Here is a 23,403-nt window from a genome sequence, read left to right as displayed (position 1 = left end):
GCTTGCTCTTCGGTCAGGTTGCGATAAAGCCGCGCTACGCGCGTGAGCCGAGCGTAGGCTCGGCTCTACAGGGCCGGGTCGGTCGGCGTCGCGGCGGTGGGCGAGGGGGCCTGAATCGGGGACAATAGCGTCCCCGCCGCCCCACGCCTGCCTCCGATGACCGATTCCGCCCCCCAGCATCCTGCCCGCATCCTTGATGGCCGCCGTATCGCCGAGGACCTGCTCGACAGCCTGAAGGTGCGCGTCGACGCCCGCGTGGCCGCCGGTGGCAGCCGTCCGGGCCTGGCCGTGGTGCTGGTCGGTGGCGACCCGGCCTCGACCGTGTACGTGCGCAACAAGCGCCGCGCCGCCGAGAAGGTCGGCATCGAGGCACACGACTACGACCTGCCGGCTGGCACCACCGAAGCCGAGCTGCTCGACCTGATCGACCAGCTCAACGCCGATCCCAAGATCAACGGCATCCTGATCCAGCTGCCGCTGCCGGGCATCCCCGACGCGCGCCGGCTGATCCAGCGCATCGATCCGCGCAAGGACGTGGACGGCTTCCACCCGGAAAACGTCGGCCACCTGGCCCTGCGCGAGTTCGGCCTGCGCCCGTGCACCCCGCGCGGCATCACCACGCTGCTGGGCCACACCGACCAGCCGGTGCGTGGCCGCAACGCCACCATCGTGGGCGTGAGCAACCACGTCGGCCGCCCGATGGGCCTGGAACTGCTGATTGCCGGCTGCACCGTGACCAGCTGCCACAAGTTCACCCCCAAGGACGTGCTGGAACAGGCCGTGCGCAACGCCGACATCCTGGTGGTGGCGGTCGGCCGCCCGGGCATCGTGCCGGGCGAATGGGTGAAGCCGGGCGCGGTGGTGATCGATGTGGGCATCAACCGGCTGGACGACGGCCGCCTGGTGGGCGATGTTGGGTTTGAGGCCGCTGCCCAGCGGGCGAGCTGGATCACCCCGGTGCCGGGTGGCGTGGGCCCGATGACCGTGGCCACGCTGATGCAGAACACCCTGGAAGCCGCGGAAGCGCTGAGCTGACCTCACCTGGGGCTGTTCTCAGGTGTCTGAGGGAAAGTGCGGACCAACGGTCCGCACCCACCTGAAGCGGCTGGATCTGGCCCTTGGGTCGGCTCGCGAGATGTGCTCGAGATGTGCTCCTGGTGGGTGCCGACCGTTGGTCGGCACAATGCTGGCGCACAGGTGTCTGAAGGGTAGTGCGGACCAACGGTCCGCACCTACCAAAGATGCCCCAGGGCTGGCCCAGGTGATCCTCTCAAGGTCAAGGTGGGTGCCGACCGTTGGTCGGCACAATGCCGGTGCACAGGTGTATGAAGGTAGTGCGGACCAACGGTCCGCACCCACCGAGGCAGGTTTCACCGCCCCCTGAACCAATCACCGCCCGCGCGACACTGCGTCGCATCTACCCCCTGCCACGCGGCGCGAAAACAGGGTAAAATGTCGCGCTTCCCCACATCTCGGGTATGCCGATGCTGCGCATCCAGGCTGAAGCACTCACTTACGACGACGTCTCGCTCGTCCCCGCCCACTCGACCATCCTGCCCAAGGACGTCAACCTCGAAACGCGGTTGACTCGCGACCTGAAGCTGAAGCTTCCGATCCTGTCCGCAGCCATGGATACCGTCACCGAAGCCCGCCTGGCCATCGCCATGGCCCAGCTCGGCGGCATGGGCATCATCCACAAGAATCTCAGCCTGGAACAGCAGGCCGCGGAAGTGGCCAAGGTCAAGAAGTTCGAGGCCGGTGTCATCCGCGACCCGATCACCGTCGGCCCGGAAACCACCATCCGCGACGTGCTGGCCCTGACCCAGGCGCACAACATCTCCGGCGTGCCGGTGGTGGGCAGCGACGGCCAGCTGGCCGGCATCGTGACCCACCGCGATATGCGCTTTGAAACCGAGCTGGACGATCCGGTCCGCCACATCATGACCAAGAAGGATCGCCTGATCACGGTCAAGGAAGGCGCCGCGTCTGACGAAGTGCTGCAGCTGCTGCACCGCAACCGCATCGAAAAGGTGCTGGTGGTCAATGACTCGTTCGAACTGCGTGGCCTGATCACCGTCAAGGACATCCAGAAGAACACCGACTTTCCCAATGCTGCCAAGGATCTGTCGACCCGCCTGCTGGTCGGCGCGGCCGTCGGCGTCGGTGGCGATACCGATCGCCGCGTGGAAGCGCTGGTCGCCGCGGGCGTGGACGTGATCGTGGTCGATACCGCGCACGGCCACTCGCAGGGCGTGCTGGACCGCGTCAGCTGGGTCAAGAAGAACTTCCCGAACGTGCAGGTCATCGGTGGCAACATCTGCACCGGCGAAGCCGCACTGGCGCTGCTGGATAGCGGCGCGGATGCAGTGAAGGTGGGCATCGGCCCGGGCTCGATCTGCACCACGCGCGTCGTCGCCGGTGTCGGCGTGCCGCAGGTCACCGCCATCGATCTGGTGGCCGAAGCGCTGCAGGACCGCATTCCGCTGATCGCCGACGGTGGCATCCGCTACTCGGGCGACATCGGCAAGGCGCTGGCCGCCGGTGCCTCGACCATCATGGTCGGCGGCCTGCTGGCCGGTACCGAAGAGTCGCCGGGCGAGACCGAGCTGTACCAGGGTCGTTCGTACAAGAGCTACCGCGGCATGGGTTCGCTGGCTGCGATGGAGAAGGGGTCGAAGGACCGCTACTTCCAGGACGCCGCCACCGCCGACAAGCTGGTGCCGGAAGGCATCGAAGGCCGCGTGCCGTACCGCGGCCCGGTGGGCGGCATCATCCACCAGCTGATGGGCGGCCTGCGCGCCACCATGGGCTACGTGGGCTGCGCGACCATCGAAGACATGCGCAGCAAGCCCAAGTTCGTGAAGATCAGCGGCGCCGGCCAGCGTGAGAGCCACGTCCACGACGTGACCATCACCAAAGAGCCGCCGAACTACCGCGCCTGATGCGCTTGCGAACTGCTCTTGCGATTACGGGCAGCCTGCTGATGGCAGGCTGTTCGTTGTCCGAACCGCCGCCGCGCTCCGGGTCTCCGGGCGCGGCGGTTTCGCAATTGCAGGACGTGCAGGCATGCCAGAACGCGTTCTCGCTGCCGAAGGGCTGGCAGGTGCAGGCCGCAGGCGAGCAGCGCTGGCTGCTGAAAGGCACCGGCGAGCGCCCGCTGCAGGTCACGCTGCAATGCATCACCGAGCTGCTGCACGGGCCGGATGATCCGGTGCTGACGCCGGTACTGGGTCCGCTGGAGCCCGCGCGGATGAGCGTGCGGTGGGCGTCCTGGGGCGCTGCGGAGTCGGGCTTCTCGATGGCGGCGCTGCAACGACGCATCGTGCCCGGCACTGAAGTGCAGGAAATCGCCGAACTGCGGCGCGCTGACCGCCCCAACCCCAACGCACCGCATGGCCTGCTGATGCTGCGCTGGGACGAGGAAGACCCCTCACATATTCAACAACGCGAGGCGTTCATCGCCACGCTGACGCAGAGCCTTGAAGCGCCGGGCGCTGTGAAAAACACCACTGGAACGGCACCATGACCAACATCCATAACGACAAGATCCTCATCCTCGATTTCGGCGCACAGTACACGCAGCTGATCGCCCGCCGCATCCGCGAGCTGGGCGTCTACTGCGAAATCTGGGCCTGGGACCACAACCCGGCCGAGATCGCGGCGTTTGGCGCCAAGGGCATCATCCTGTCCGGTGGCCCGGAATCGACCACGCTGCCGGGTGCCCCGGCCGCGCCGCAGGAAGTGTTCGACAGCGGCCTGCCGATCTTCGGCATCTGCTACGGCATGCAGACCCTGGCCGCGCAGCTGGGCGGTGCCACCGAGGCGGCGGATCAGCGCGAATTCGGCCACGCCGAAGTGAACGTGATCAACCCGGATGCACTGTTCAAGGGCCTGAGCGACCACGGCGGCGAGCCGAAGCTGAATGTCTGGATGAGCCACGGCGACCACGTCTCCGTTGCGCCGCCCGGCTTCACCATCACCGCCACCACCGACCGCATTCCGGTGGCCGCCATGGCCAACGAAGAAAAGCGCTGGTACGGCGTGCAGTTCCACCCGGAAGTGACCCACACCCTGCAGGGCCAGGCGCTGCTGCGCCGCTTCGTGGTGGACGTGTGCGGTTGCCAGACCCTGTGGACCGCCGCCAACATCATCGACGACCAGATCGCCCGCGTGCGCGAACAGGTGGGCGATGACGAAGTGATCCTGGGCCTGTCCGGCGGCGTTGATTCGTCCGTGGTGGCCGCGCTGCTGCACAAGGCCATCGGCGAGAAGCTGACCTGCGTGTTCGTGGATACCGGCCTGCTGCGCTGGCAGGAAGGCGACCAGGTGATGGCGATGTTCGCCGAGCACATGGGCGTAAAGGTTGTGCGCGTGAACGCTGCCGACCGTTACTTCGCCGCGCTGGAAGGCGTAAGCGACCCGGAAGCCAAGCGCAAGATCATCGGCAACCTGTTCGTTGAGATCTTCGATGAAGAGTCGAACAAGCTGAAGAACGCCAAGTGGCTGGCGCAGGGCACCATCTACCCGGACGTGATCGAGTCGGCTGGCAGCAAGACCGGCAAGGCGCATGTGATCAAGAGCCACCACAACGTGGGCGGCCTGCCGGAGCACATGAAGCTGGGCCTGGTGGAGCCGCTGCGCGAGCTGTTCAAGGACGAAGTGCGCCGCCTGGGCGTGGAGCTGGGCCTGCCGCGCACCATGGTCTACCGCCACCCGTTCCCGGGCCCGGGCCTGGGTGTGCGCATTCTGGGCGAGGTGAAGCGCGAGTACGCCGAGCTGCTGGCCAAGGCCGATGCCATCTTCATTGATGAGCTGCGCAAGGCGGACCTGTACGACAAGACCAGCCAGGCGTTTGCTGTGTTCCTGCCGGTGAAGTCGGTGGGCGTGGTGGGCGACGCGCGGGCTTACGAGTGGGTGATTGCGCTGCGGGCCGTGGAGACAATCGACTTCATGACGGCGCATTGGGCGCATCTGCCGTATGAGTTCCTGGGTACGGTGAGCAACCGGATCATCAATGAGTTGCGGGGGGTGTCGCGGGTTGTCTATGACATCTCGGGGAAGCCGCCGGCGACCATTGAGTGGGAGTGAAATCAGGTCCTTCGGAGACTATCGCCAGCTATCGAAATTCTGTCATAACGTGTTGATTTAGAAGGAAATGCGTCACGACAGCTATCGGTGACTATCGCCGGCCAGCAAAACAGGTTGGCGGTAGAACTGACGGTACGAACCGGGGGCTGGATTAAGACCCTCCCGTTTACTATCCAGACTAAACCGGTCTTTGACGGTAAAAGTCTCCTCGGGAAAGCTTGTTTCATGCGGCTTTCCGAGCATCAGCAGGTCTCCTGGCCCCTGACGGTAAAAGCCGTCACGAACAGGAGGAAAAACCTCGATGCTTACCGACACCGCACTGCGCAACCTCAAGCCTAAGCCCAAGACTTATAAGGCTTTTGACCGCGATGGCATGTACGTGACGGTATCGCCCGTCGGTACCGTCACCTTCCGCTACGATTACCGTCTCAACGGTCGCCGTGAGACGCTGACCATCGGCCGCTACGGGCCGGCAGGCATCTCGCTGGCCCTGGCCCGCGAAAAGCTGATCGACGCCAAGAAGGCCGTCGCCCAGGGTAAATCCCCCGCGCTGGAGAAGCAGCGCGAGAAGCGCCGACTGACCGCCGCCAAGACCTTTGGCGACATGACCGAAAAGTGGCTGGCGGGCGCCCGGATGGCCGACAGCACGAAGGCGATGCGCAAGAGCATCATCGATCGGGACATCCTGCCGGCGTTCCAGAACCGGCAGCTCAACGAAATCGCGGCCGATGACCTGCGCGCCCTCTGCAACAAGGTGAAGGCGCGCGGCGCGCCTGCCACCGCGGTCCACATCCGCGACATCGTGAAGCAGGTCTACGCCTTCGCCATCCTGCACGGCGAGAAGGTGGACAACCCGGCCGACGACGTGGGCGCGGCGTCGATCGCGACCTTCGTGCCGAAGGATCGTGCCTTGTCACCGCTGGAAATCCGGTTGATGTCGCGGCAGATGGAGTCGGTGGCCACCTATCCGACCATCCGGCTGGCGTTGCGGATGATCGTCCTGACGCTGGTGCGCAAAAGCGAGCTGATCGAGGCCACGTGGGACGAGGTCGATTTTGAGAGCGCCACCTGGACGATCCCGAAACAGCGCATGAAAGGGCGCAATCCGCACGTGGTCTATCTGTCGCGCCAGGCGCTCGACATCTTCGTGGCGCTGCATACCTGCGCAGCCGGCTCGAAATTCGTGCTGCCGTCGCGCTACGACTCCGACCGCTGCATGTCCCATGCGACCTTGAACCGGGTCACGCAGATCGTGGCAGAGCGGGCCAAGGCCGCCGGCCTGCCGCTGGAACCGTTCACCGTGCACGATCTGCGTCGCACCGGCTCGACGCTGCTGAACGAGGTGGGCTTCAACCGCGACTGGATCGAGAAGTGCCTAGCGCATGAGGAAAGCGGGCGCTCCTCGCGCTCGGTCTACAACAAGGCCGAGTACGCCGAGCAGCGGCGTCACATGCTGCAGGAGTGGGCCAACATGGTTGATGCCTGGATCGACGGGCAGACCTACGTGCCGAGGCTGATGCCGGAGCATGTGGTCGTGCCGGTGTTGAGCGCGACGGTCTGAAATGGCGGCCTAGGTTGTCACTTGACAACCTAGGCCGGTCACCCCGATACTGGAGATCACTGATGGCCCGTCCCTCTCATCCGAAGAAGGAGGTCGAGGAAGCTCTCAGGCACGCCGAAGGGCAGGGTTGGCGCGTCGAAGTCGGTGGCAGCCACGCCTGGGGGCGGATTTATTGCCCATACAACGATGAGGAGTGTCGCTGCGGCGAGTTCTGCATCACCAGCGTATGGAGCACGCCGAAGAACCCTGGCAACCACGCACGCGCTCTGCGGCGTGTCGTCAACTGCACCACGCATCGCAAGCAGCGCGAGGCTGAAGGCGGTGCCGAGGAGTAGCACGATGGAATACACCTTCACCCTGAAGTACCAGCTCACCGAAGACGACAGCGACCCGGATGGCCTGGTCGAGCGTCTGGGCGAGGCCGGCTGCGACGATGCCCTGGTCGGTATCGGCCAGCCGGGGCGGCTGGCGTTGGAGTTCACCCGAGAGGCGGACAGCGCGGACGCGGCCGTGCGCAGCGCGTTGGCCGACGTGCGCAGCGCCGTACCGTCGGCCAGGTTGATCGAGGTGGCGCCGGATCTCGTCGGGTTGACCGATGTGGCCGAGATCGTCGGCGTGTCGCGGCAGAACATGCGCAAGCTGATGCTGGCCCATCCGGGCAGCTTCCCGGCGCCGGTGCATGAAGGCAGTGCGTCGATCTGGCACCTGGCGGACGTGCTGGCCTGGTTGCAGGCCAAGGGCAGCTATTCGCTGACCAGGGACGTTCAGGAGGTGGCGCGGGTGGCCTTGCAGGTCAATGTGGCGAAAGAAGGCCGCCGGGTGTCACACTCGGCGTCCAAGGAGCTGGAAGCCTTGGTGGGATAACCGCCGTAGCTCCGCTTCATTCCTCTCTCGAACCCGCCCGAACAGGGCGGATTTTCCGTAGATGGACATCGGGCTTCGAGACGCCGCTGCGAGGAGCTTGCTTGCGCTGCTCGACCCACGCTTCCACTTCGGCCAAGTCCCACACGACGCAGCGCGGTGTCAGGTTGAAGCGGCGCGGGAACTCACCGCGGCGCTCCATTTCGTAGATCGTCGTTTCGGCCAGAGGGACGATCTGCCGCAGTTCTTGGCGGCGAATGGTGCGCCGGAAGGGAAGGGGGCTTTGCTTCGGGAACTGCGGCAGCGCCTCGTAGGCTTCCGTTCCCGGCAAGGGGAGCGCGTTGGATGTTTGCGATAGCTGTTCCACCTCGGACTCCATGAGTGCGCTGCATGGAGACATGGTGAAGTTCAGTGCCTATCGGGACAACTTGCTGCGGCGTAGAACAGCGAACTCAAGCGCTCTTGCGGTGTCTTTCGATTTCACTCGACGGCTACTGCAGCTCTTGTTCGAGCCAATGGCTCTTCTTCGGCGACGAGCTGCTTCATTGCGTTCAATTCAACGGTCTGCGCCGCCCTGCGGCGAGCCTCGACCCTTTCAGGTGCCATCTCCAACTGAAATGCGGTCTGCATGCACTCTCCCAGCACGCGCTGGAACTCTAGTTCATCGGTCCGTGCGAAAAGCACGCGTCGATGCGCGTCGTCGATCAGCATCAACCTCACAGGATTTAAGCTAAGGAGATGGCGCCAGCGGCGATCCATTGACACGAAATAGGGGATGAAGAAGGAGCCGGCCTGGCTAGCTGTGGCGATTTGCTCCATAACGCGGAGCAATGTCATGTCCCAGGCCATGCCGCGAATCTTCTGCAACATCTCAGGGGAACTGCCCATGATGGGGCCGAAGAATGGCGATCCCTGGCTAGAGGTCATGCTACTCCAGATCAGCCGCAATTCGGTAAGCGGGATCGACCCTAGTTTATGGATGCTGAAACGGAGCAATTCACGCAGGATGCGATTCTTGTCCCGTTTGCGTTCCTCATGCCAAAGTCGAGCGAACCGCAGTAGCAGCGCCTGCGCTCCAGCGCTCTTTGCTTCGTGATGATCGATATGCTCACTGGCTTGAAACTCCGCCAGGAAGGCTTCGGCATCGGGCCGGAGCAGGGCTTTCAGGTCCTCGTATGAAGCATCGAAAGCGAAGCGGCTGGGATCATCCTGAAAGGCATGCCAATTCAGGTGGTCGAGCATGCGGAAAGCGATCAGCGTATTCAGGGGGCGCTCGTTTGAGGGCTCGTTACGGGCCATGCGCGTGTTCTCGATGAGAAACGGCATCACATCGAACTGCACATGGCGGTTTCGAGCCTTCAGCATGAGAATTTCGATGACCCTATCGCGATCAGCCCGCTGAATGTTCTCGCCGGCGATGACTGCACGCAGCTTCTCTGCGAAATTCGAGTCGAAGCTGAGAGAGAAGTCGATCAGCACGTTCGACCTACCACCTGTGAGACGGGCATGGACGCTGGTTCCGGCCGACATGAAGAACGCACGCGGCCCTTCAAAAAACGAGGTCACGTAGTCGCTGGAGGACACGCTGAGCCCGAGGTCTAAGTCAACGGCACCCGAAGCATCGGTGCAGATGACAGTGCGAATGAATGCGCATTCGGCGGCGTGATTTGCCTCGATCGCATCGAGTGCATCCGCGTCACGACTGAGGAGAGCGGAGAACAGAGCGTCGGCAATGGGAATGTCGGGCATGGACCACTCTTCGGGTTGGAAATATATGCCGATAGCTTTGGGTTTTTCTCCTCGGAGTGTTCCACCTCCAGCTATACGAGAATCGCTCGTAGGTTGTCACGAATGAGACTGGCCACGTCGCTCGCAGGTAGCCTATGCAACCGCCCCAGTTCCTCGACGACGCTCGCTACATCGCTTGGCTGCGAAGGTCTATCGCCAGTGCGAGTGAAGGGGCCATCGGTTTCCGTCAGCATCCGATCTAGAGGGATAGCCTGCACCATCGGTGCGTGCCTCTCGTTGCCCAGCATTCCCGCATTGATCGAGAAGTAGCAGCCCAACTCCAACGCGCGATTCGCCTCGCTCTTTGTTCCCGTGAACCAGTGGAGAACGATTTTTCCGCGCTCGGGCGGTAGATGTGCCTCGACAAGATCGAGTACCGCCTTGGCCGATCTAATGCTGTGGACTGTGATAATTTTGTCACCGGCCTGCGCGCAGCGCTGCAACACGTGCTGGAACACTCGCTTCTGCGCATCGAGCGACTTGAAGTACCGGGGGCCGGCGTCCAACCCGACTTCGCCGATATAGCGTGTCTCCCCAAGGTATTGATCCCATAGCTCGATCTCGCTTTCACGTTCCGCGACCAATTGCGGATGCAGCCCTAGTGCCGCGCGAACATGCTTCGTGCGCTGCGCTAGTTCGTGATTGCGAGGCCAGGCGCGAGGTGTCGTCGTCACCGTCAGAGTGAACACGCCGGATGCCTCCGCGTCTTGGACCGCCGCGGCATGGTTCGGGTAGAGGTCAAGATGGCAGTGGAAGTCCACGAGCCCCGCAGTGGCGATCACGCGCGCATCCTCGTCAACTCGGTCTCGCCTCGGCACCGTCGATGAGCCGTGCGACTTCGCCGAGGCCACGCCGGTAAACATCGGCAAGCTGATCTAGGTGCGCGGCTTCATCCGCAAGCGAGCCAGGCTTGTGGATTAAGAGGTTCGCGAGCTGCGGCTTGCCTCTCAAGCGCTCGATCGCGTACTGAAACGACCTGACCTGTACTCCGGTCGCTTGGCGCGTGTCCAAGGGCTGCGCATGAAGATCGGGAACGGTGTACGTTGTCGGGTCGTATCCAGTACCCCATGCCGCCATCAACGCCGCGCGGCGGATCAGACATGGCAAGCAATAGCCACAGTGCTCAATGCCATGTCCGAGCCATCGTGCTTTGGCGGGGGATGAGCACGACAACGAATCCGTCACCAACTCTTTCAAGAGGGTTGAGTTGCGGCAAGCTGCGGCCATCTCGCCCTTCGTCTTGTCCCAGTACGGGTTTCGAACCTCTCCATCTATGTTGAGTGCGACAAGCAGGTCGTTCCACCTTGCCATGTAGTACGGGTGCGTGGTGCGGGTACTGTTTGACCCCAACCGCAGGGGGTCCAAAGGCACATTCAGCGCGATCAGCCCATTCTCGGGGACGCGCAGGACGAAACGGTGCCCAAGTCCAGTGCCCGCAAACACGCCGAGTGCGAAGAACAGGAACGACCTGCCACGCGTGCTGTCCTCGGAACCAACATCCGCCACCAGGCCCTTCTTGAAGGTCATGCCTACACGCAGCCGCTCAAAAGAGGACTTTGCGTAGTGCTTTCTCAAATCAGTGAACAGCTTGCCCTGCGCGTCGCTGATTGCACCTTCACCGAAGTGACTGACCAGGAGGGGAGTGGCGTCGTCTTCCAACAGGTCGATGGCTCCGATCAAGCTATCCAGTCCACCCGAGAACAGACTGACGGAATCGAAGGGAGGAGCGATCAAACTCGGGGGCGCCGCTTGGGCGATTGCCGCGAATCGATCTGGACGTGCCCTGAAGCCGATCGTCCAGCGATCGCCCGTCAAGAAGTCCAGAGACTTCTTGAGGATAGGCGCTGCTGCGCTCCAGCGAGCCGGGTCGCTGACCGGCACGACCAACCGTATCTCGCGCGTCCACGAATCTTGGGACTGTTCAGTGCGAGAGATGCGAGTATCGGCCGCATGGACATGGGCGGCCAGTACCATCAGGTCGATGCCGATTTCCGAAGGAAACACGCCGATCTTCTTCAGACTCGTGAGCGCGCCTCCGATACCGTGGTCTAAGGATTTCTCGCCAGCGACGAGTTGCAGGTAAGTCGTCTGTTCATCGACGCCCGCCGTCACATCAAAGCGGTCGTCTGGGCCAAAGCGGCCCGCCAGGAGTTGTCGCTTCATTGATTGGCCTCTGCGTCGCCGAGGGTCTGCAAGATTGCAAATGCGGACTCGTACACAGCGTCCACGAAGCCTTGAATCCGTTCTGGAGTGAGATTGGGTGTCTCCGCCCGTGCTCGCGTCAGTGCATCGCTCACTCCGCCTCGGATGAAGTCGCGCAACTGTTGCTCGACGCGATGCGCAGCCTGCGCATCGGTTGGCATGGTTACGGCTTTGGTTCCGATGTCGTTGCAGATGCGCGCCTCGATCGCATGGGTGGCATACAGCTCGAATACCGTCTGCATTTGATCGGGGGTAAACGTGGTCAGATCGGTGAGTCCTTCGCTCGCCAGTTCAACGATGGTTTCGATGTAAGCCTCGCGGGCAATGCCTTCATCAACCGTGCCCGCACCTGGGCAGACGTAGTCGGCCAGGCCCACGAAAATCTCAGTGATCGGGCGGCCTGCCAATGATTCCAGATCCAGGGCGCGCAAGGCCTCACGCACCCCCCGCGCTTGCGCATCGGCCAAGAAGCCAAGGAGCCGCGCGCCCGCTCCCCGAGATGCACCCATGCGTTGGGCAGCTTGGCGCGAGCCCCCGGCGGACGTTGAGACGTATCTGGAGACGGCTCGGCCCAGACTGGCTCGATCGCTGCCGCCGGAGCCGGCAAATCGAGTGAAGCTGTTGCGCGCGCCAGAGAAGCGTTGCGGGTCCGCTGTCTTGGGAATAGGCGGGCGATTCGGCGGCGCCGGTGGCGCGGTGCCGTCCGCAGGCGGCTGGCCGTCAGGGCCTGCACTATCGCCCGGAGGGGCGGCAGGGGCACCACCGCCACCTGCGTCGCCCAGCCATGACGGGACGAGTGGTGTCCCGCCGCCTGGGCCACCGTAAGCTGTCGAGGTTCCCATCAGCGCCCTCCCTTCATATCCTTGAGTGCCGCTTCGGCGCTGGCTTTGAGGCCGGGATTGCCGGTGACTTTGCTCCAGTCTCCGAGCAGCTTCGTCAGGCGAGTCGCGCATTCGGTGTCTTTGATGACGCCTTGCCAGCCGCTGACGACCCAAGGCCCGCACTTGCCACTTGGCAGTGCCTCCAGGAAGTCCATCAACCGGCTCTGGAGGCCGGGCTGCGCCCTCACAAGGACGGCGAGACCATCGACACCTGCCGGTCTGGTGTCGAAAGCGCCCGTGCCCATGATCTTGCTGCGCACAGCCTCGAACACCTTCTCGGCTTCGGGTTGCACGAGTTGCTTCAATTCGGCTTCGTAGCCTTGGACGGTCATCTTGCCGCCGAACAGCTTCTCGACCACGCCAGCCAAGTGACCCAACACCGACACCGGGCCGAAGTAATCCTTCTTGTCTTTTGTCACGAACAGGTAGGGGCGCAGATCGAGTCCAGACAGCTTCGGCGAGAGGCGCGACCAGTCGCGTACCGTCTCCGACGCCTTCCACTCAGTCAACACGGCGTTGTCGGATGCAGGGGCGGGCTCGGCGGCTTTCTGCCCCTTGGGCTCACCATCTTTATCGTTAGCTATCGCAAGGCTTTTCTCCAGTGCTTCAAGGTCTTCGCACAGGCCTTGCGGATGGATTGCCGCAACGAACGCAATTTGCTCGAACAACCTTGGGATGAAGCGTTCCGCGAGCATCAACTTCGCGAGCACGGGTAGTTTGATGTCGTCGCCAAAACCGCGCGCGTTCGCGGTGCGCTCGCGCAACAACAGCGTGTTGAGGAAGCGCTTGATCTGGCGCGGGTTGCCCTTGGTTCCGCTCGCCAGGATGGGGCCGATCTGGTCGCTGAGTGCAAGTGCATTGTTCGCCTTCTCGGCCTGCTTGCCGAGCGCTGTCTTGACCGTCGCGGCATCCAGACCACCGCTGGTCCAAGGCCGTTTCAGATTCTCCCGTGCCACGGCGATCAGCTTTTCATAGTCCGCGTTGTTCTCGCCGACCTCGGCGCCAGCCAGCAACAACGTCACGTAGATTCGCGTCTCGGTCTCTCCCAAGGCCGGAATGCGGAACGGAACCTGGATGAGCTTTTCGAGGTAGTTGCGGGCGTAGTCTCTCGGTCCGGTGCTGTCGGGTAGATCGGGAAAGTGCTTGCGCACCGCGTATTCGATCATCGCCTCGTCGGCTGCGACGACGAATGCCGTCTGTGCAGTGAACACGAACAGCCGGATCGCTTCGAGGGTTTCAATGGCTGTGTCGGGCAGGCAGCGATCGAGGTCGTCAATCAGGACAACGAGCTGTTTGATACCTGCATCTTTCAAAAGCTGGTCGAACGCCTTTCGGAAAGCCTCCACTTCCTCCGGCACATTCTTGGACTCACCCGGCTTCAACACGGCCTTCACCTCGTCGATGGCTGTCGAGAGGTTTTCTTTAGTGACGAGCTTGGAAGGGTCTGCCATCAACGCTTCGAGCGAGCCGACGATGGCTCCGATTTGTTCGGGCGTCGGAATGCCTGTAAATGCGGTTAGCGCCAAGCCACCGGCCCGCTTGGCGACCTTCAGCCAATCGATGCGACGGAAGACATCCTTGACGGCTACTGCCGCCTTCTTTAGGGCTGGACGTTTCTCGACCAAGCCCGTAACGATCCCCTCGATCAAGGCGATCTTCGCATCCTCGAAGCCCTGGAAGCGCCATCCATTGAACTTGAGGCACAGGACATCGTCCTGGTCAGCGAAGCCGGCCTCGATCATCTCGAGCACGCTGGACTTACCCGCACCCCAGTCGCCGTGCACGCCGATCGTCACTGGATGGTCGGGCTTAGCACGAAGCAGCTCGATGATCGTGCTGGCAATCGCCTCGTTGTTCAGCAGATCGACTTTGGTTTCGTTATCGGTCAGAATCACTCGTCTCCTCCCTGTTCATCCAGCATCGCCAGCACGTTACTCTGAGAGCGCAATAGTGCGGCCGTGCCTGCTCCGACGCAGCGGCGCAGCCGATCATCGTCCAGGTTCTCCAGGCCGTCCGCGTTGTGGACACCGATGGACAACAGTGCCAGGCATTGGCCCCGCGTCAGCCGCACCGAGACTCTCGTGAGGAGCAGGGCGGTGGAGGGCAACCCGAATTCGAGCCGCTGAAGAATCTCGTCCAAGCTCTTGAGGAAATCGGGCTGATCGGGGAAGAGTGCCGCGAGAATCTGATGCGCGGAGCGCAAGTGAAAGCGCGTCGCATCGGCGATGCCGATGATGTTGCCGTATCCGATGGCACCGCCAAATGGGGTCGTGGAGTAGTGCTTCTCCAGTACGTCAACGGGCGTTCCCTCAATCCAGTCATACAGCAGCGCAGCTCGCTTGCAGCGAGCCCAGAACTCGATCTGGTCGCGGCAATACCGTTGCAGCATTTGAGGCATTTGATGCCCGAAGCGCTGCGCTACCTCGCCAGCGCGCACACTCTCTGACTGGCCTTTCTTCATGACCGGCGTGTAGATGGCGTCCAGTTCATCCAACACCTGCACCATTGCCAAGATGTGACTGGGCGGCGTCTGCGCCACATTCAGGCGTCCCATCAACTCGACTAGGCGCAAGCTCGACTCGAATGACAAGGACGAAGAACCGCAGGCACGGCCAAGCAGCGTCAAGTGAATGAGATTGCCTTCGCGCTCGGCTAGTCCCGCCTGCAGGAGGCGATCGACCAGCGTGGTCACGTCTCGCTCCACCATCGCGACCCATTGCGGATTCGCACGCGACGCCGAATATCCTCCGAACGTATTGACCAGCAACCCCGGGATCTCATCGGCGCGAACGCCGCGCACTTGACTAAGCAGGCGCAATGCCCATGTCGGCAGGTCGCGCTGCTGGAAGGAGGACTTCACGTCCTCGGGTACGCCGAGCACGTAGCGCTGAAAAAGCTGCGCACGTTCCATCGGCGTATTCGCCAAGATGATTGCCTTGCCAGTCTCGTTGAAGCCCAGCCGGCCGGCACGACCCGCCATGTTCTTGTACTCGGCCACGGTGAACTGTCGGCCATCTTCACCGACGAATTCGTTCTCGGCGAGCACGACCGTCGATGCCGGGGTGTTGATGCCGGCCGCCAAGGTCGTCGTGGCGACAAGTGCGTGAATACCACCCGTGGCGCTGCGATACCCCTTCTCGACCGCCTCGCGCTCTGCGCGCAGCAAGTTGGTGTTGTGAAAAGCGGTGCCGCCGGCTAGGCATTCCCGCAAGTCCTGTGAGGCGCCGGTCAGGTCCTGGGTCGGCAGAACGTCGAGGATGGCGGTAGCCGGTGGCAGACCCAGTTCCTTGGCAAGGTACTTCGCGCAACCTTGGGCCGGACCGCGCATGTTACGGAAGATCAACAGCTTCTCGCCCTGTCCCACCAGTTGTTGTGCCAGAGGCACGATCACGTCCTGGGAACTGGGCTTGTCCCGGCGTTGCACGATGCGGTGTGAAGGCAGCAAGGCCTCGGTCTTCGTGCTCCCATCGGTATCGATGTGCTGGAATGTACCGCGCCGGTCGAGCACGCCTTCGACCAGCGGCACAGGCCGCTCGCGCGACAGTAGGAGAGGAACGCCGAGCCAGCGGTCAAAGCTGTTCAGATTGCCGATGACCGCCGAGAGGATTACGAGCTGTGGCTCGATGCCTCGTTGGCGCGCCCGCAAGAGCAGCGAGAAGATCAGTTCAACCGTGATGCCGCGCTGCGGGTCGGTGATGAACTGCCCTTCGTCCAGCACGACGAGACCGAGTTGATTCAGAAGGCGAGGGGAGCCGAGTGCGAGGTTGAGGAAGGTTTCGTAGGTGAAGAATCCCAAGTCGTAGCGTCCGGCCAGGACGGGTCCGATGCCATCGGTAGCGTCTCCGCTGCAACGGGCCACACGCAAACCGGCGGCCGCATAACGCTCGGTGAACTCCTCGAACTTTTCGTTGACCAGTGCGCGGTAGGGTAATAGGAACGCCGCCTTCTTGCCGGAGGTGACGGCTTGAATCGCCGCCACTTCGCCGATCAATGTCTTGCCGGAGCTTGTGGGCGCGACGACCAAGAGAGAGTTGCCACCGAGCACGCCGAACTCGTTGACCGCCCTGAGTTGCAACGCGTTGAGGCCTTGCGGGAAATCCGCTGCCCATTTCTCGACAATCTCTGGAGGGAAGCCGTGGGCAGAAAACTCCGCGAACGGTCCCGACATCTGCTGCACGGCTCTTGCGGGGAAGGCCGCGGCGTAGTTGTCGCCGCGCTTGAGCGTCGGGAACGTCAGTCCACCCCGCACGCTGCCCAGGAACACGGGCGTTTGCGTGACGCTGATGCGCTCCGCTTCGACGCGCGCGAGCCGGATGATCTCTCCTGCGATCTCAGGAAAGCTGACTGATTCGCCTGCTGCGCCAGTCAAGGCCTCGATCACGGCGTGGGTGAGCAGCCCGTGCCCGGTGCCCGGTTGTTCCCATGCTGATTCGTTGGTTGCGCAGGCGGCTAGGAGGATGCGCCCCTCTCCGTAGATGCCGGTGAGCGCGAATGCATTGCGTGGACGCGCTGCTGTCTCCAGCACGCGCGCGGGCGCCTGGCCGCTGAAACAGCAATCGAGAATGCACAGGACCGCGCGGGCCTTCGTCGTCTTGAAGGTATCCGCCAAGCCAGCCATCGACAAGGCTGTTCCTGCGAGGTCGCTGGCGTCCGTGTCGAACAACACCAGATTGCCGTCTGGAGAACCATGCCCAGCGAACGCGATGACCACCACGTCATCCGCGCTCGCGGCGGCCAAGGTGCCGAGCATGGAATCCGAAACTTCCGCGTGTGTCGCGGCTTCGTCCACCAGTAGACGGGCACTCAGACCTTCGACCGTGTCGGTGAACAATGCCCACAACGCAGTGGCGTCACGGCGCGCTCCGCTCAATTCGGGTATGGAGCTATCGAGGTGCTTGTTGATGCCTACGAAGATTGCTTTGATCGCCATGTGCACCCCTTATTCGATCCGCGCAAGGAGTTGTTCGATTACGTCGCTGGCCTGCCGCTGCCGCAACGCCCGCGCTTCGCGCTGCTCAGATTCATCGCCTTCGCCCAGCTCGAATTTGGCAACCGACACCGGGCCATCCTTGCGATAGCCCTCGGTCTTATCGTCGCTCGTGAAACGGCTGCGCAGGATCGTCAGCGCAGCCTCGATGACGGCGCCATGTTTGCCACTTCGCTCGTTATGGAAGGCTTCGGCTACAGCGTCCATGCCTTCGGGTGCGTGCTCGATGCAATAAATCAGATCGTGCGCATCCTTGCGCTCGAAACGCTGGTCGAACGCGAAGGACTTCAAGCAGGTGAAGCTGACAAGGCTGGCATGCTTGATCTTCTCGGTAGCGACGCCGTTGCCACCCAGCAACTCGGCCTGGATTTCGGTAATCTGGTGCAGGTCGAAGACGATGGACGAATGCGGTATGTTCAAGGCTGAGATCGTGCCTTCGGTCGGCAGCGGTTGCACCTTGCCGCCGGCGATGTCCGGCGCGTCCGCGAGCAGTTCCAGCACCATCAGCGCGCCATGTTCGGTGCGGGTCTGCCAACGCCACGAGAGCTTCTTCCCCACGTCGTTTTCGGCGCGTTCGAAGCCCATCTTTTTGAGGTTGTCCTCCAGCGTGTGATACGCCTCGGTGTCGGCCAGGATCTGCAGGTCGATTACGATGTCAACGTCCAGCGTGCCTGCGTGCGCCGGCACCACAGGCGGTCGCGCGGCGACGAGATACCGCGGCGTGAGCCCGCCGACCAGGTAGACCGAATCCTTCCACGGCCCGAGACCGCGCAGCAGCGTTACAAGGACACGCTCGCAGTCCGCCGTGTATTGGTCGCTGTAGCCGTCGAACGTTGCAGGCTTGGCCATCAGAAGCCGATCCTTTCCTTGCGGAAGTGTCCGGCCATTTCCTTGGAGCGGCCTTCGCCGCGCAACAGGTCGAGATAGATTTGAATGGGGCTCGCCAGCCACAGGCCATCGACCTTCTCGCGAAACAGCAGTTCTCCCGGCGACTTGGCCTCGATGACGGCCAAGTTGGCGCCTTCGTTGACGACGCGCGCATCGAGGTCGCCGATCGAGGCATCGGCGCTCGCACCGATTAGCACCCGCATACGAACCTGGGAGACGCTGGAAAGGAATGGTGCATAGCGCTGCGCGGCGGCCTCGTGGCTGACTGCGTACTGGACGTCGTGCGCGTCGAAGACTTGGCCGATTTGCGCCATCAGCGTATCGGCCTTCGCGCCTGGCACGTAGTACCGGCGCAGGGTCGGCTGACGGATAGTTGCAAGTTCCTTGGCCCATGCGTCCAGCAAGGCTGCCGGCTCCCGTAGGTAGCGCTCCTTGCTCGGACCCTGCCCACGCGCTTCCAGCCAGTCAAAGCGTTCCAACTCGGTCAGCACTTGCGAGGCGGTGGCGGGCGACACCATGGCTTGCTGTGCCAACTCGGTGACGCCGAACCAGCTTTGATGCTGGACCAACAGGGCGTGAAGCACTTGGGCGCGCCGTCCGGTAAACAGCGTGCGCACCGACTTCGCCAGGGCCTTGGGTGGCGGTTTGTCGATATAGAGGTATGCACCTGGCGCAGGCAAGTACAGGCTACCGCCGCTGTCGTAGTAGCCGACGCGCTCACTTCGGAGTAGTTCCTTCGCGCCTGGGGAGATGGATTCGGCGACGAGGAACGACAAAGGCTTTTCCCCGTGCCCAGCAGGCCTCTCGTGGCTCGCCGCCCGAAGCTGCCAGATCACCTGGCGCACATCTCGGGGAAAGACGGCCTTCTTGGCTTCAAGCAGTAGGACGAAGGACTTGCCGGCGACGTGCAGATCGACCTGAGCATCGTACCCACGGTCATCGTGCGTGCCGACGGGTTCCCAATGGTCGAAGTCGGCCTCCACCTCCGGAAGCTCCCGCAGGGCGTCAAGGAAGCGCGCAATCAACTGTTGTTCGGTCAGGCTGGACTCAAACATGCGGGCAGTGGTGGCTCGTTTGCTGTTCAGTAAATATGGGTACCTTACCGAATATTCGGCCAAATGGCAATTTTTACTGCGCAGTGAAGAATGGCCTCCTGCCGGGGCTCGACTAAGCCCCTGTCGCGCGTTCTGGCGTTTCGCCGTCGGGTTCGCGGGCTGTCCCCACGCCTCGTGCCGAGTCGCGGCCATCCGGCTTTGATCCTTGGCGCCTCCGCCCTGGCGGGCCTGCGCGCTCCGCTTGCCAAGGGCCGGGGTGCGAGGGAGTGGGGCGGTCTTGCTGTTCCCTTCACCGTATCACGGCGTTCTCGCCGTCAAGGGCGGCGCGCGCTTGTGCGCGCTTGCGTCCTGGCGGCCGTCTGCGACCCCTGACTGCTTGCGCTGCGCCGTGCTGGCCACGGTTCCGGGCAATTCCGCCCGAGCAACCGGAGCGCGATCATGTCGCAACTGTCCTTTTCCTCGTTCGATGCCTCGCTGATGGTGCGCGATGCACAAGGCCGCTACCTGCTGGCGACGGCAGACCAGATTCTGGAGGCCGCGCGCCAGGCCATCGAGCACAAGATGCAGCGCGGTACCTCGTTCAGTTCGCCGGCGGCAGTCAAGGAGTACCTGCGCGCCAAGCTGGCTGGCTTCGAGCACGAAGTGTTCGCGGTGCTGTTCCTCGATACGCAGCATCGCCTGATCGAGTACGCGGAGATGTTCCGCGGCACCATCGACAGCGCATCGGTGTATCCGCGCGAGTTGGTCAAGGAGGCGCTGCGGCTCAATGCGGCGGCGGTCATCGTTTCGCACAACCACCCGAGCGGAAATCCCGAGCCGAGCGGCGCCGACAAGGTGTTGACCCAGCGACTCAAGGAGGCGCTGGCGTTGGTGGATGTCCGCACGCTGGATCACATCGTCGTGGCGGGCGGCAGCACCATGTCCTTCGCCGAACGCGGCCTGATCTGACCGAGGGGGCTTCGGCCCCCTTTTTGCTGCGCCTGGTGGCGCGACTCCGGCCCTCGCGGGCCTGCGCGTGCTGCGCACTTGTCAAAAACTGGGGTGCGCGGAGGTGTGAGGGAGGCGGTCTTGCTGTTCCCTTCATCGTGCCACGGCGTGCTCGCCGTCAAGGGCTGCGCGCCGATGGCGCTTGCGGCCTGGCGGCCGTCGTTGACCCCTGACTGCTTGCGCTGCGCCGTGCCCCGGAAGGGTCGGGCAATTCCGCCCGGCATCCTTTCAGGAGTTCACCATGAACAACGCACTCATCACTGACGAGCAGCGCATCGTGCTGCTGGCCAACGGCCGCGCATCCTTGGAGAACGCGGACTTCGATCCGGCGCCCGTGGTCAAGCTGTTCACGCCGGACGCCGGCGCGACCTGGCTGCTGACCGAGATTGATCCCGACGACCACGACCGCGCCTTCGGTCTTTGCGACCCGGGCCTGGGAGAGCCGGAAATCGGCTGGGTCAGCCTGGGCGAGCTGGCGACGGTGCGCGGCTGGCTGGGCCTGCCGATCGAGCGTGACCTGTCGTTCCGCGCCGAGAAGCGGTTGAGCGCCTATGCGCGCGATGCGCGGCTGGCCGGGCGGATCGCTGTCTGACCTGGCCCTTGGAGCGCCGCAAGGCGCTCCTATCCACTAGCTTAGCTCAATGCGGCTTCTTCTCGCCAGAGCGCAAGGTCAAGACTCGCATACCGCTCGCGGTGACGGCCACAGTGTGCTCAAACTGAGCGGACAGTTGCCCTTCGCACGTGACGACCGTCCAGCCATCGTCTTCCGTCCGAACGGCCCGCCGGCCTTGATTCACCATAGGCTCTATGGTGAACACCATGCCTTCGCGCAATACCAAGCCGGTTCGTGGCTTGCCCCAGTGCAGCACCTGGGGCTCCTCGTGCATTTCACGGCCGATGCCGTGGCCGCAATACTCTCTGACCACCGAATATCCATTCCTGCGGGCGTGCCGCTCGATGGCATGCCCCACGTCACCGAGCGTGGCACCTGGGCGGACGGCTTGAATGCCTTTCCACATCGCCTCATAGGCCGTCTGCACGAGCCGCCTGGCCGGTAGCGCCACCTCGCCCACCAGATAGGTCTTGCTGGAATCGGCGATGTAGCCATTCTTCTCCAGCGTGATGTCGAAGTTCACGATGTCCCCATCTTGCAGGATGTCCGCAGCGGAAGGCACACCGTGGCAGACCACGTTGTTGCGGGAGGCGTTGAGCGCATAGGCGTAGCCGTACTGGCCTTTGCTGGCTGGACGTGCATTGAGTTCATGGACGATGAGGCCATCTACCAGATCGTTGATCTGCATGGTGGACATGCCGATCAGATCCAACGATCGAGATGGCCGAACACCTGCGCCAACAACTGGCCCGAATCTGCCAGAAGCGCGATTTCTTCCGGTCGCTTGGTCATGCCGATCCCATCTTGACAGGTTGTGCCACAACGCCTGCGGCCCGCAGTTCACGAGCAACGATCTCGTTGAAGCTCTGCGTCGGATTCATTTCGCACAGTATGCCGATCTTGATCCAGAAGGCCGCCTGCGCGTTGATCGACCGACACGACACGGCGCTTGCTTTGCGCAGTTGATCGTGCAGATCGTCGTCGATGTTCACTATGCCCATGAGCTTTGGTTTATATGAAACATATATGAATCATATGTTCACCCTGCTGGTGGCGCAAGTGACCTTCTGACGCGATCTGAGGCCGATGGCCTAGAAGTCCGGGCGTCCCCGGCCAAGAAACATGGCCGGTCGCGCTGTCGTGCGCGTGGCGCATCGAGCCGCCTGCGGCGTCTCGCCCCTGACGGGCTTCCATCGTCCCCTCGCTCCGCTCGGCTGACGCCTCCGGCCCGGCTTCCAGCTTCGGGCCTGCGCGCTTCGCTTGCCGTGCGGTCGGCGTGTGGGATGGCCGTTGCCTTGTCCAGCCGTCTCCCCTGACCTCATCACCTTCACCGCGACTGTAGCCCGCGCCCGTGTGCCGTCAAGGCGCGCAGGGCCGTGTCCTCGCTGCGCTGCGGGCCGCACCAACCCTGCGCTTGCCTCCTTGACGGCACCCGTTCGCGCGCTCCTGACCGTCGCGGGCGATGAACTCAGGAAAGACGGTGGCAACAGGGCCAACCGGGTTCCTCGTGCCGACCGCACCGAACAGCCGAAAGGCTGGGCTTCCGAATCTAGGAATCCGGTGTGCGGTGAACAGCAACCCCTTTTTTCTTTGTCAGGAGAAATGCCATGCAACTCGCATCCCGCTTCGCTTCCCGTTCACCGGTGCTGCGTTCGGAACGTCCCTTGTCCGACGACCAAATCCGGGCCGTGGCCCCGTCCATCTTTGCGGAGGCACCGCACGAAAGCCGCTCCGAGCGGTACAGCTACATCCCCACCGCGACCGTACTGCAAGAACTGCGCGGGGAAGGCTTCGAGCCTTTCATGGTGACGCAAACCCGCGTGCGCCACGACGACCGTCGCGACTACACCAAGCACATGATCCGGCTGCGCCACGCCAGCCAGATCAACGGCCGCGAGGCCAACGAAATCATCCTGCTGAACTCCCATGACGGCACCAGCAGCTATCAGATGCTGGCCGGAATGTTTCGTTTCGTCTGCAGCAATGGCCTTGTCTGCGGCGACACCGTGGCGGACGTGCGCGTGCCCCACAAGGGCGACGTAGCCGGGCACGTCATCGAAGGCGCTTACGAAGTCCTGCACGGTTTCGACCGGGCGCAGGAATCCCGCGATGCCATGCGCGCCATCACGCTCGACGCCGGGGAATCGGAAGTGTTCGCCCGCGCTGCGCTGGCGTTGAAGTACGACGAGGACAGGCCCGCGCCCATCACGGAATCGCAAATCCTGATGCCGCGCCGCCATGACGACGACCGCCGCGACCTGTGGAGCGTGTTCAACCGCACGCAGGAGAACTTGACCAAAGGCGGCCTGTCCGCCCGCGCCGCGAATGGCCGCCGCCAGACCACCCGGCCCGTGCAGGGCATTGACCAAAGCGTGCGCCTGAACCGCGCCCTGTGGCTGCTGGCCGATGGCCTGCGCCAGTTGAAAGCCTGAATCCCCACGCGGCAGGGGCAGGCAGCAGCCCTTGCCGCTTTTCTCGCTGCTGCATCCCAA

20 protein-coding genes and 1 pseudogene are annotated in these 23,403 nt (G+C 63.2%); 10 read left to right on the top strand and 11 right to left on the bottom strand.

Features of this window, described 5'->3' with window-relative positions:
* The first annotated feature begins 156 nt into the window (after positions 1-156).
* From folD to N5D20_RS08245, 7 genes are all read left to right on the top strand, one after another.
* Positions 157-1,035, top strand: a complete 879-nt coding sequence (gene folD / locus N5D20_RS08275; protein WP_049402332.1) for a bifunctional methylenetetrahydrofolate dehydrogenase/methenyltetrahydrofolate cyclohydrolase FolD — start codon at positions 157-159, stop codon at positions 1,033-1,035.
* A gap of 449 nt (positions 1,036-1,484) precedes the next feature.
* Complete coding sequence (guaB, locus tag N5D20_RS08270) at positions 1,485-2,942, top strand: IMP dehydrogenase (RefSeq protein WP_005416248.1); 1,458 nt, start codon at positions 1,485-1,487, stop codon at positions 2,940-2,942.
* 107 nt (positions 2,943-3,049) lie between these two features.
* Complete coding sequence (locus tag N5D20_RS08265) at positions 3,050-3,526, top strand: hypothetical protein (protein ID WP_197578706.1); 477 nt, start codon at positions 3,050-3,052, stop codon at positions 3,524-3,526.
* Positions 3,523-5,088 carry a glutamine-hydrolyzing GMP synthase gene (gene guaA, locus N5D20_RS08260; RefSeq protein WP_005413109.1) on the top strand — a complete coding sequence of 522 codons (1,566 nt, stop codon included), beginning with the start codon at positions 3,523-3,525 and terminating at the stop codon, positions 5,086-5,088. The genes N5D20_RS08265 and guaA overlap by 4 nt, the downstream gene beginning before the upstream one ends.
* 301 nt (positions 5,089-5,389) lie before the next feature.
* Complete coding sequence (locus N5D20_RS08255) at positions 5,390-6,649, top strand: site-specific integrase (protein ID WP_016448863.1); 1,260 nt, start codon at positions 5,390-5,392, stop codon at positions 6,647-6,649.
* A gap of 62 nt (positions 6,650-6,711) precedes the next feature.
* On the top strand, positions 6,712-6,984 hold the full coding sequence (locus tag N5D20_RS08250) for a hypothetical protein (RefSeq protein ID WP_279914389.1): 273 nt from the start codon (positions 6,712-6,714) through the stop codon (positions 6,982-6,984).
* A 4-nt stretch (positions 6,985-6,988) separates the two neighbouring features.
* A complete protein-coding gene (locus tag N5D20_RS08245) occupies positions 6,989-7,513 on the top strand; it encodes a hypothetical protein (protein ID WP_016448861.1) in 525 nt (174 codons plus the stop codon).
* A 16-nt stretch (positions 7,514-7,529) separates the two neighbouring features.
* Here N5D20_RS08245 and N5D20_RS08240 read toward each other — a convergent pair whose 3' ends face one another.
* From N5D20_RS08240 to N5D20_RS08200, 9 genes are all read right to left on the bottom strand, one after another.
* Positions 7,530-7,889, bottom strand: a complete 360-nt coding sequence (locus N5D20_RS08240) for an AlpA family phage regulatory protein (RefSeq protein ID WP_016448860.1) — start codon at positions 7,887-7,889, stop codon at positions 7,530-7,532.
* A 101-nt stretch (positions 7,890-7,990) separates the two neighbouring features.
* A complete protein-coding gene (locus N5D20_RS08235) occupies positions 7,991-9,259 on the bottom strand; it encodes a hypothetical protein (RefSeq protein WP_016448859.1) in 1,269 nt (422 codons plus the stop codon).
* A gap of 71 nt (positions 9,260-9,330) precedes the next feature.
* Positions 9,331-10,080 (bottom strand): Qat anti-phage system TatD family nuclease QatD, encoded by a 750-nt coding sequence (gene qatD, locus N5D20_RS08230; protein WP_016448858.1) that lies wholly within the window; start codon positions 10,078-10,080, stop codon positions 9,331-9,333.
* 13 nt (positions 10,081-10,093) lie between these two features.
* Complete coding sequence (gene qatC / locus N5D20_RS08225) at positions 10,094-11,461, bottom strand: Qat anti-phage system QueC-like protein QatC (RefSeq protein WP_016448857.1); 1,368 nt, start codon at positions 11,459-11,461, stop codon at positions 10,094-10,096.
* Positions 11,458-12,342: a Qat anti-phage system associated protein QatB gene (qatB, locus tag N5D20_RS24715; RefSeq protein ID WP_034399569.1), complete on the bottom strand. Its 885-nt coding sequence runs from the start codon at positions 12,340-12,342 to the stop codon at positions 11,458-11,460. The genes qatC and qatB overlap by 4 nt, the downstream gene beginning before the upstream one ends.
* Positions 12,342-14,276, bottom strand: coding sequence for a Qat anti-phage system ATPase QatA (gene qatA, locus N5D20_RS08215; RefSeq protein ID WP_016448855.1), 1,935 nt, complete (start codon positions 14,274-14,276; stop codon positions 12,342-12,344). The genes qatB and qatA overlap by 1 nt, the downstream gene beginning before the upstream one ends.
* Positions 14,273-17,311: a DEAD/DEAH box helicase gene (locus tag N5D20_RS08210; protein ID WP_054657731.1), complete on the bottom strand. Its 3,039-nt coding sequence runs from the start codon at positions 17,309-17,311 to the stop codon at positions 14,273-14,275. The genes qatA and N5D20_RS08210 overlap by 4 nt, the downstream gene beginning before the upstream one ends.
* 9 nt (positions 17,312-17,320) lie before the next feature.
* Positions 17,321-18,217, bottom strand: coding sequence for a hypothetical protein (locus N5D20_RS08205; protein ID WP_016448853.1), 897 nt, complete (start codon positions 18,215-18,217; stop codon positions 17,321-17,323).
* Positions 18,217-19,311, bottom strand: a complete 1,095-nt coding sequence (locus N5D20_RS08200) for a hypothetical protein (RefSeq protein ID WP_016448852.1) — start codon at positions 19,309-19,311, stop codon at positions 18,217-18,219. Before N5D20_RS08200 ends, N5D20_RS08205 begins: the two co-directional genes overlap by 1 nt.
* A 438-nt stretch (positions 19,312-19,749) precedes the next feature.
* Between N5D20_RS08200 and radC the strand changes: the two genes are divergently transcribed.
* Both radC and N5D20_RS08190 read left to right on the top strand, forming a co-directional pair.
* Positions 19,750-20,259: a DNA repair protein RadC gene (radC, locus tag N5D20_RS08195; RefSeq protein ID WP_016448851.1), complete on the top strand. Its 510-nt coding sequence runs from the start codon at positions 19,750-19,752 to the stop codon at positions 20,257-20,259.
* A gap of 280 nt (positions 20,260-20,539) precedes the next feature.
* Positions 20,540-20,890: a DUF2958 domain-containing protein gene (locus tag N5D20_RS08190; protein ID WP_016448850.1), complete on the top strand. Its 351-nt coding sequence runs from the start codon at positions 20,540-20,542 to the stop codon at positions 20,888-20,890.
* Between the two features lie 46 nt (positions 20,891-20,936).
* Here N5D20_RS08190 and map read toward each other — a convergent pair.
* Positions 20,937-21,703: pseudogene (gene map / locus N5D20_RS08185) on the bottom strand (type I methionyl aminopeptidase).
* The gene (locus N5D20_RS08180; protein WP_016448848.1) at positions 21,700-21,912 is read right to left on the bottom strand and encodes a ParD-like family protein; all 213 of its coding nucleotides are present in this window, start codon (positions 21,910-21,912) and stop codon (positions 21,700-21,702) included. The pseudogene map and the gene N5D20_RS08180 overlap by 4 nt, the downstream one beginning before the upstream one ends.
* 606 nt (positions 21,913-22,518) lie before the next feature.
* Here N5D20_RS08180 and N5D20_RS08175 point away from each other — a divergent pair.
* Complete coding sequence (locus N5D20_RS08175) at positions 22,519-23,343, top strand: DUF932 domain-containing protein (protein WP_016448847.1); 825 nt, start codon at positions 22,519-22,521, stop codon at positions 23,341-23,343.
* The last annotated feature ends 60 nt before the right edge of the window (positions 23,344-23,403 follow it).

The organism is Stenotrophomonas sp. GD03877 (assembly GCF_029840555.1).
In the GTDB taxonomy this organism is placed as follows: Bacteria; Pseudomonadota; Gammaproteobacteria; order Xanthomonadales; family Xanthomonadaceae; genus Stenotrophomonas; species Stenotrophomonas geniculata.
This window is presented reverse-complemented; position numbering and strand designations above follow the sequence as displayed.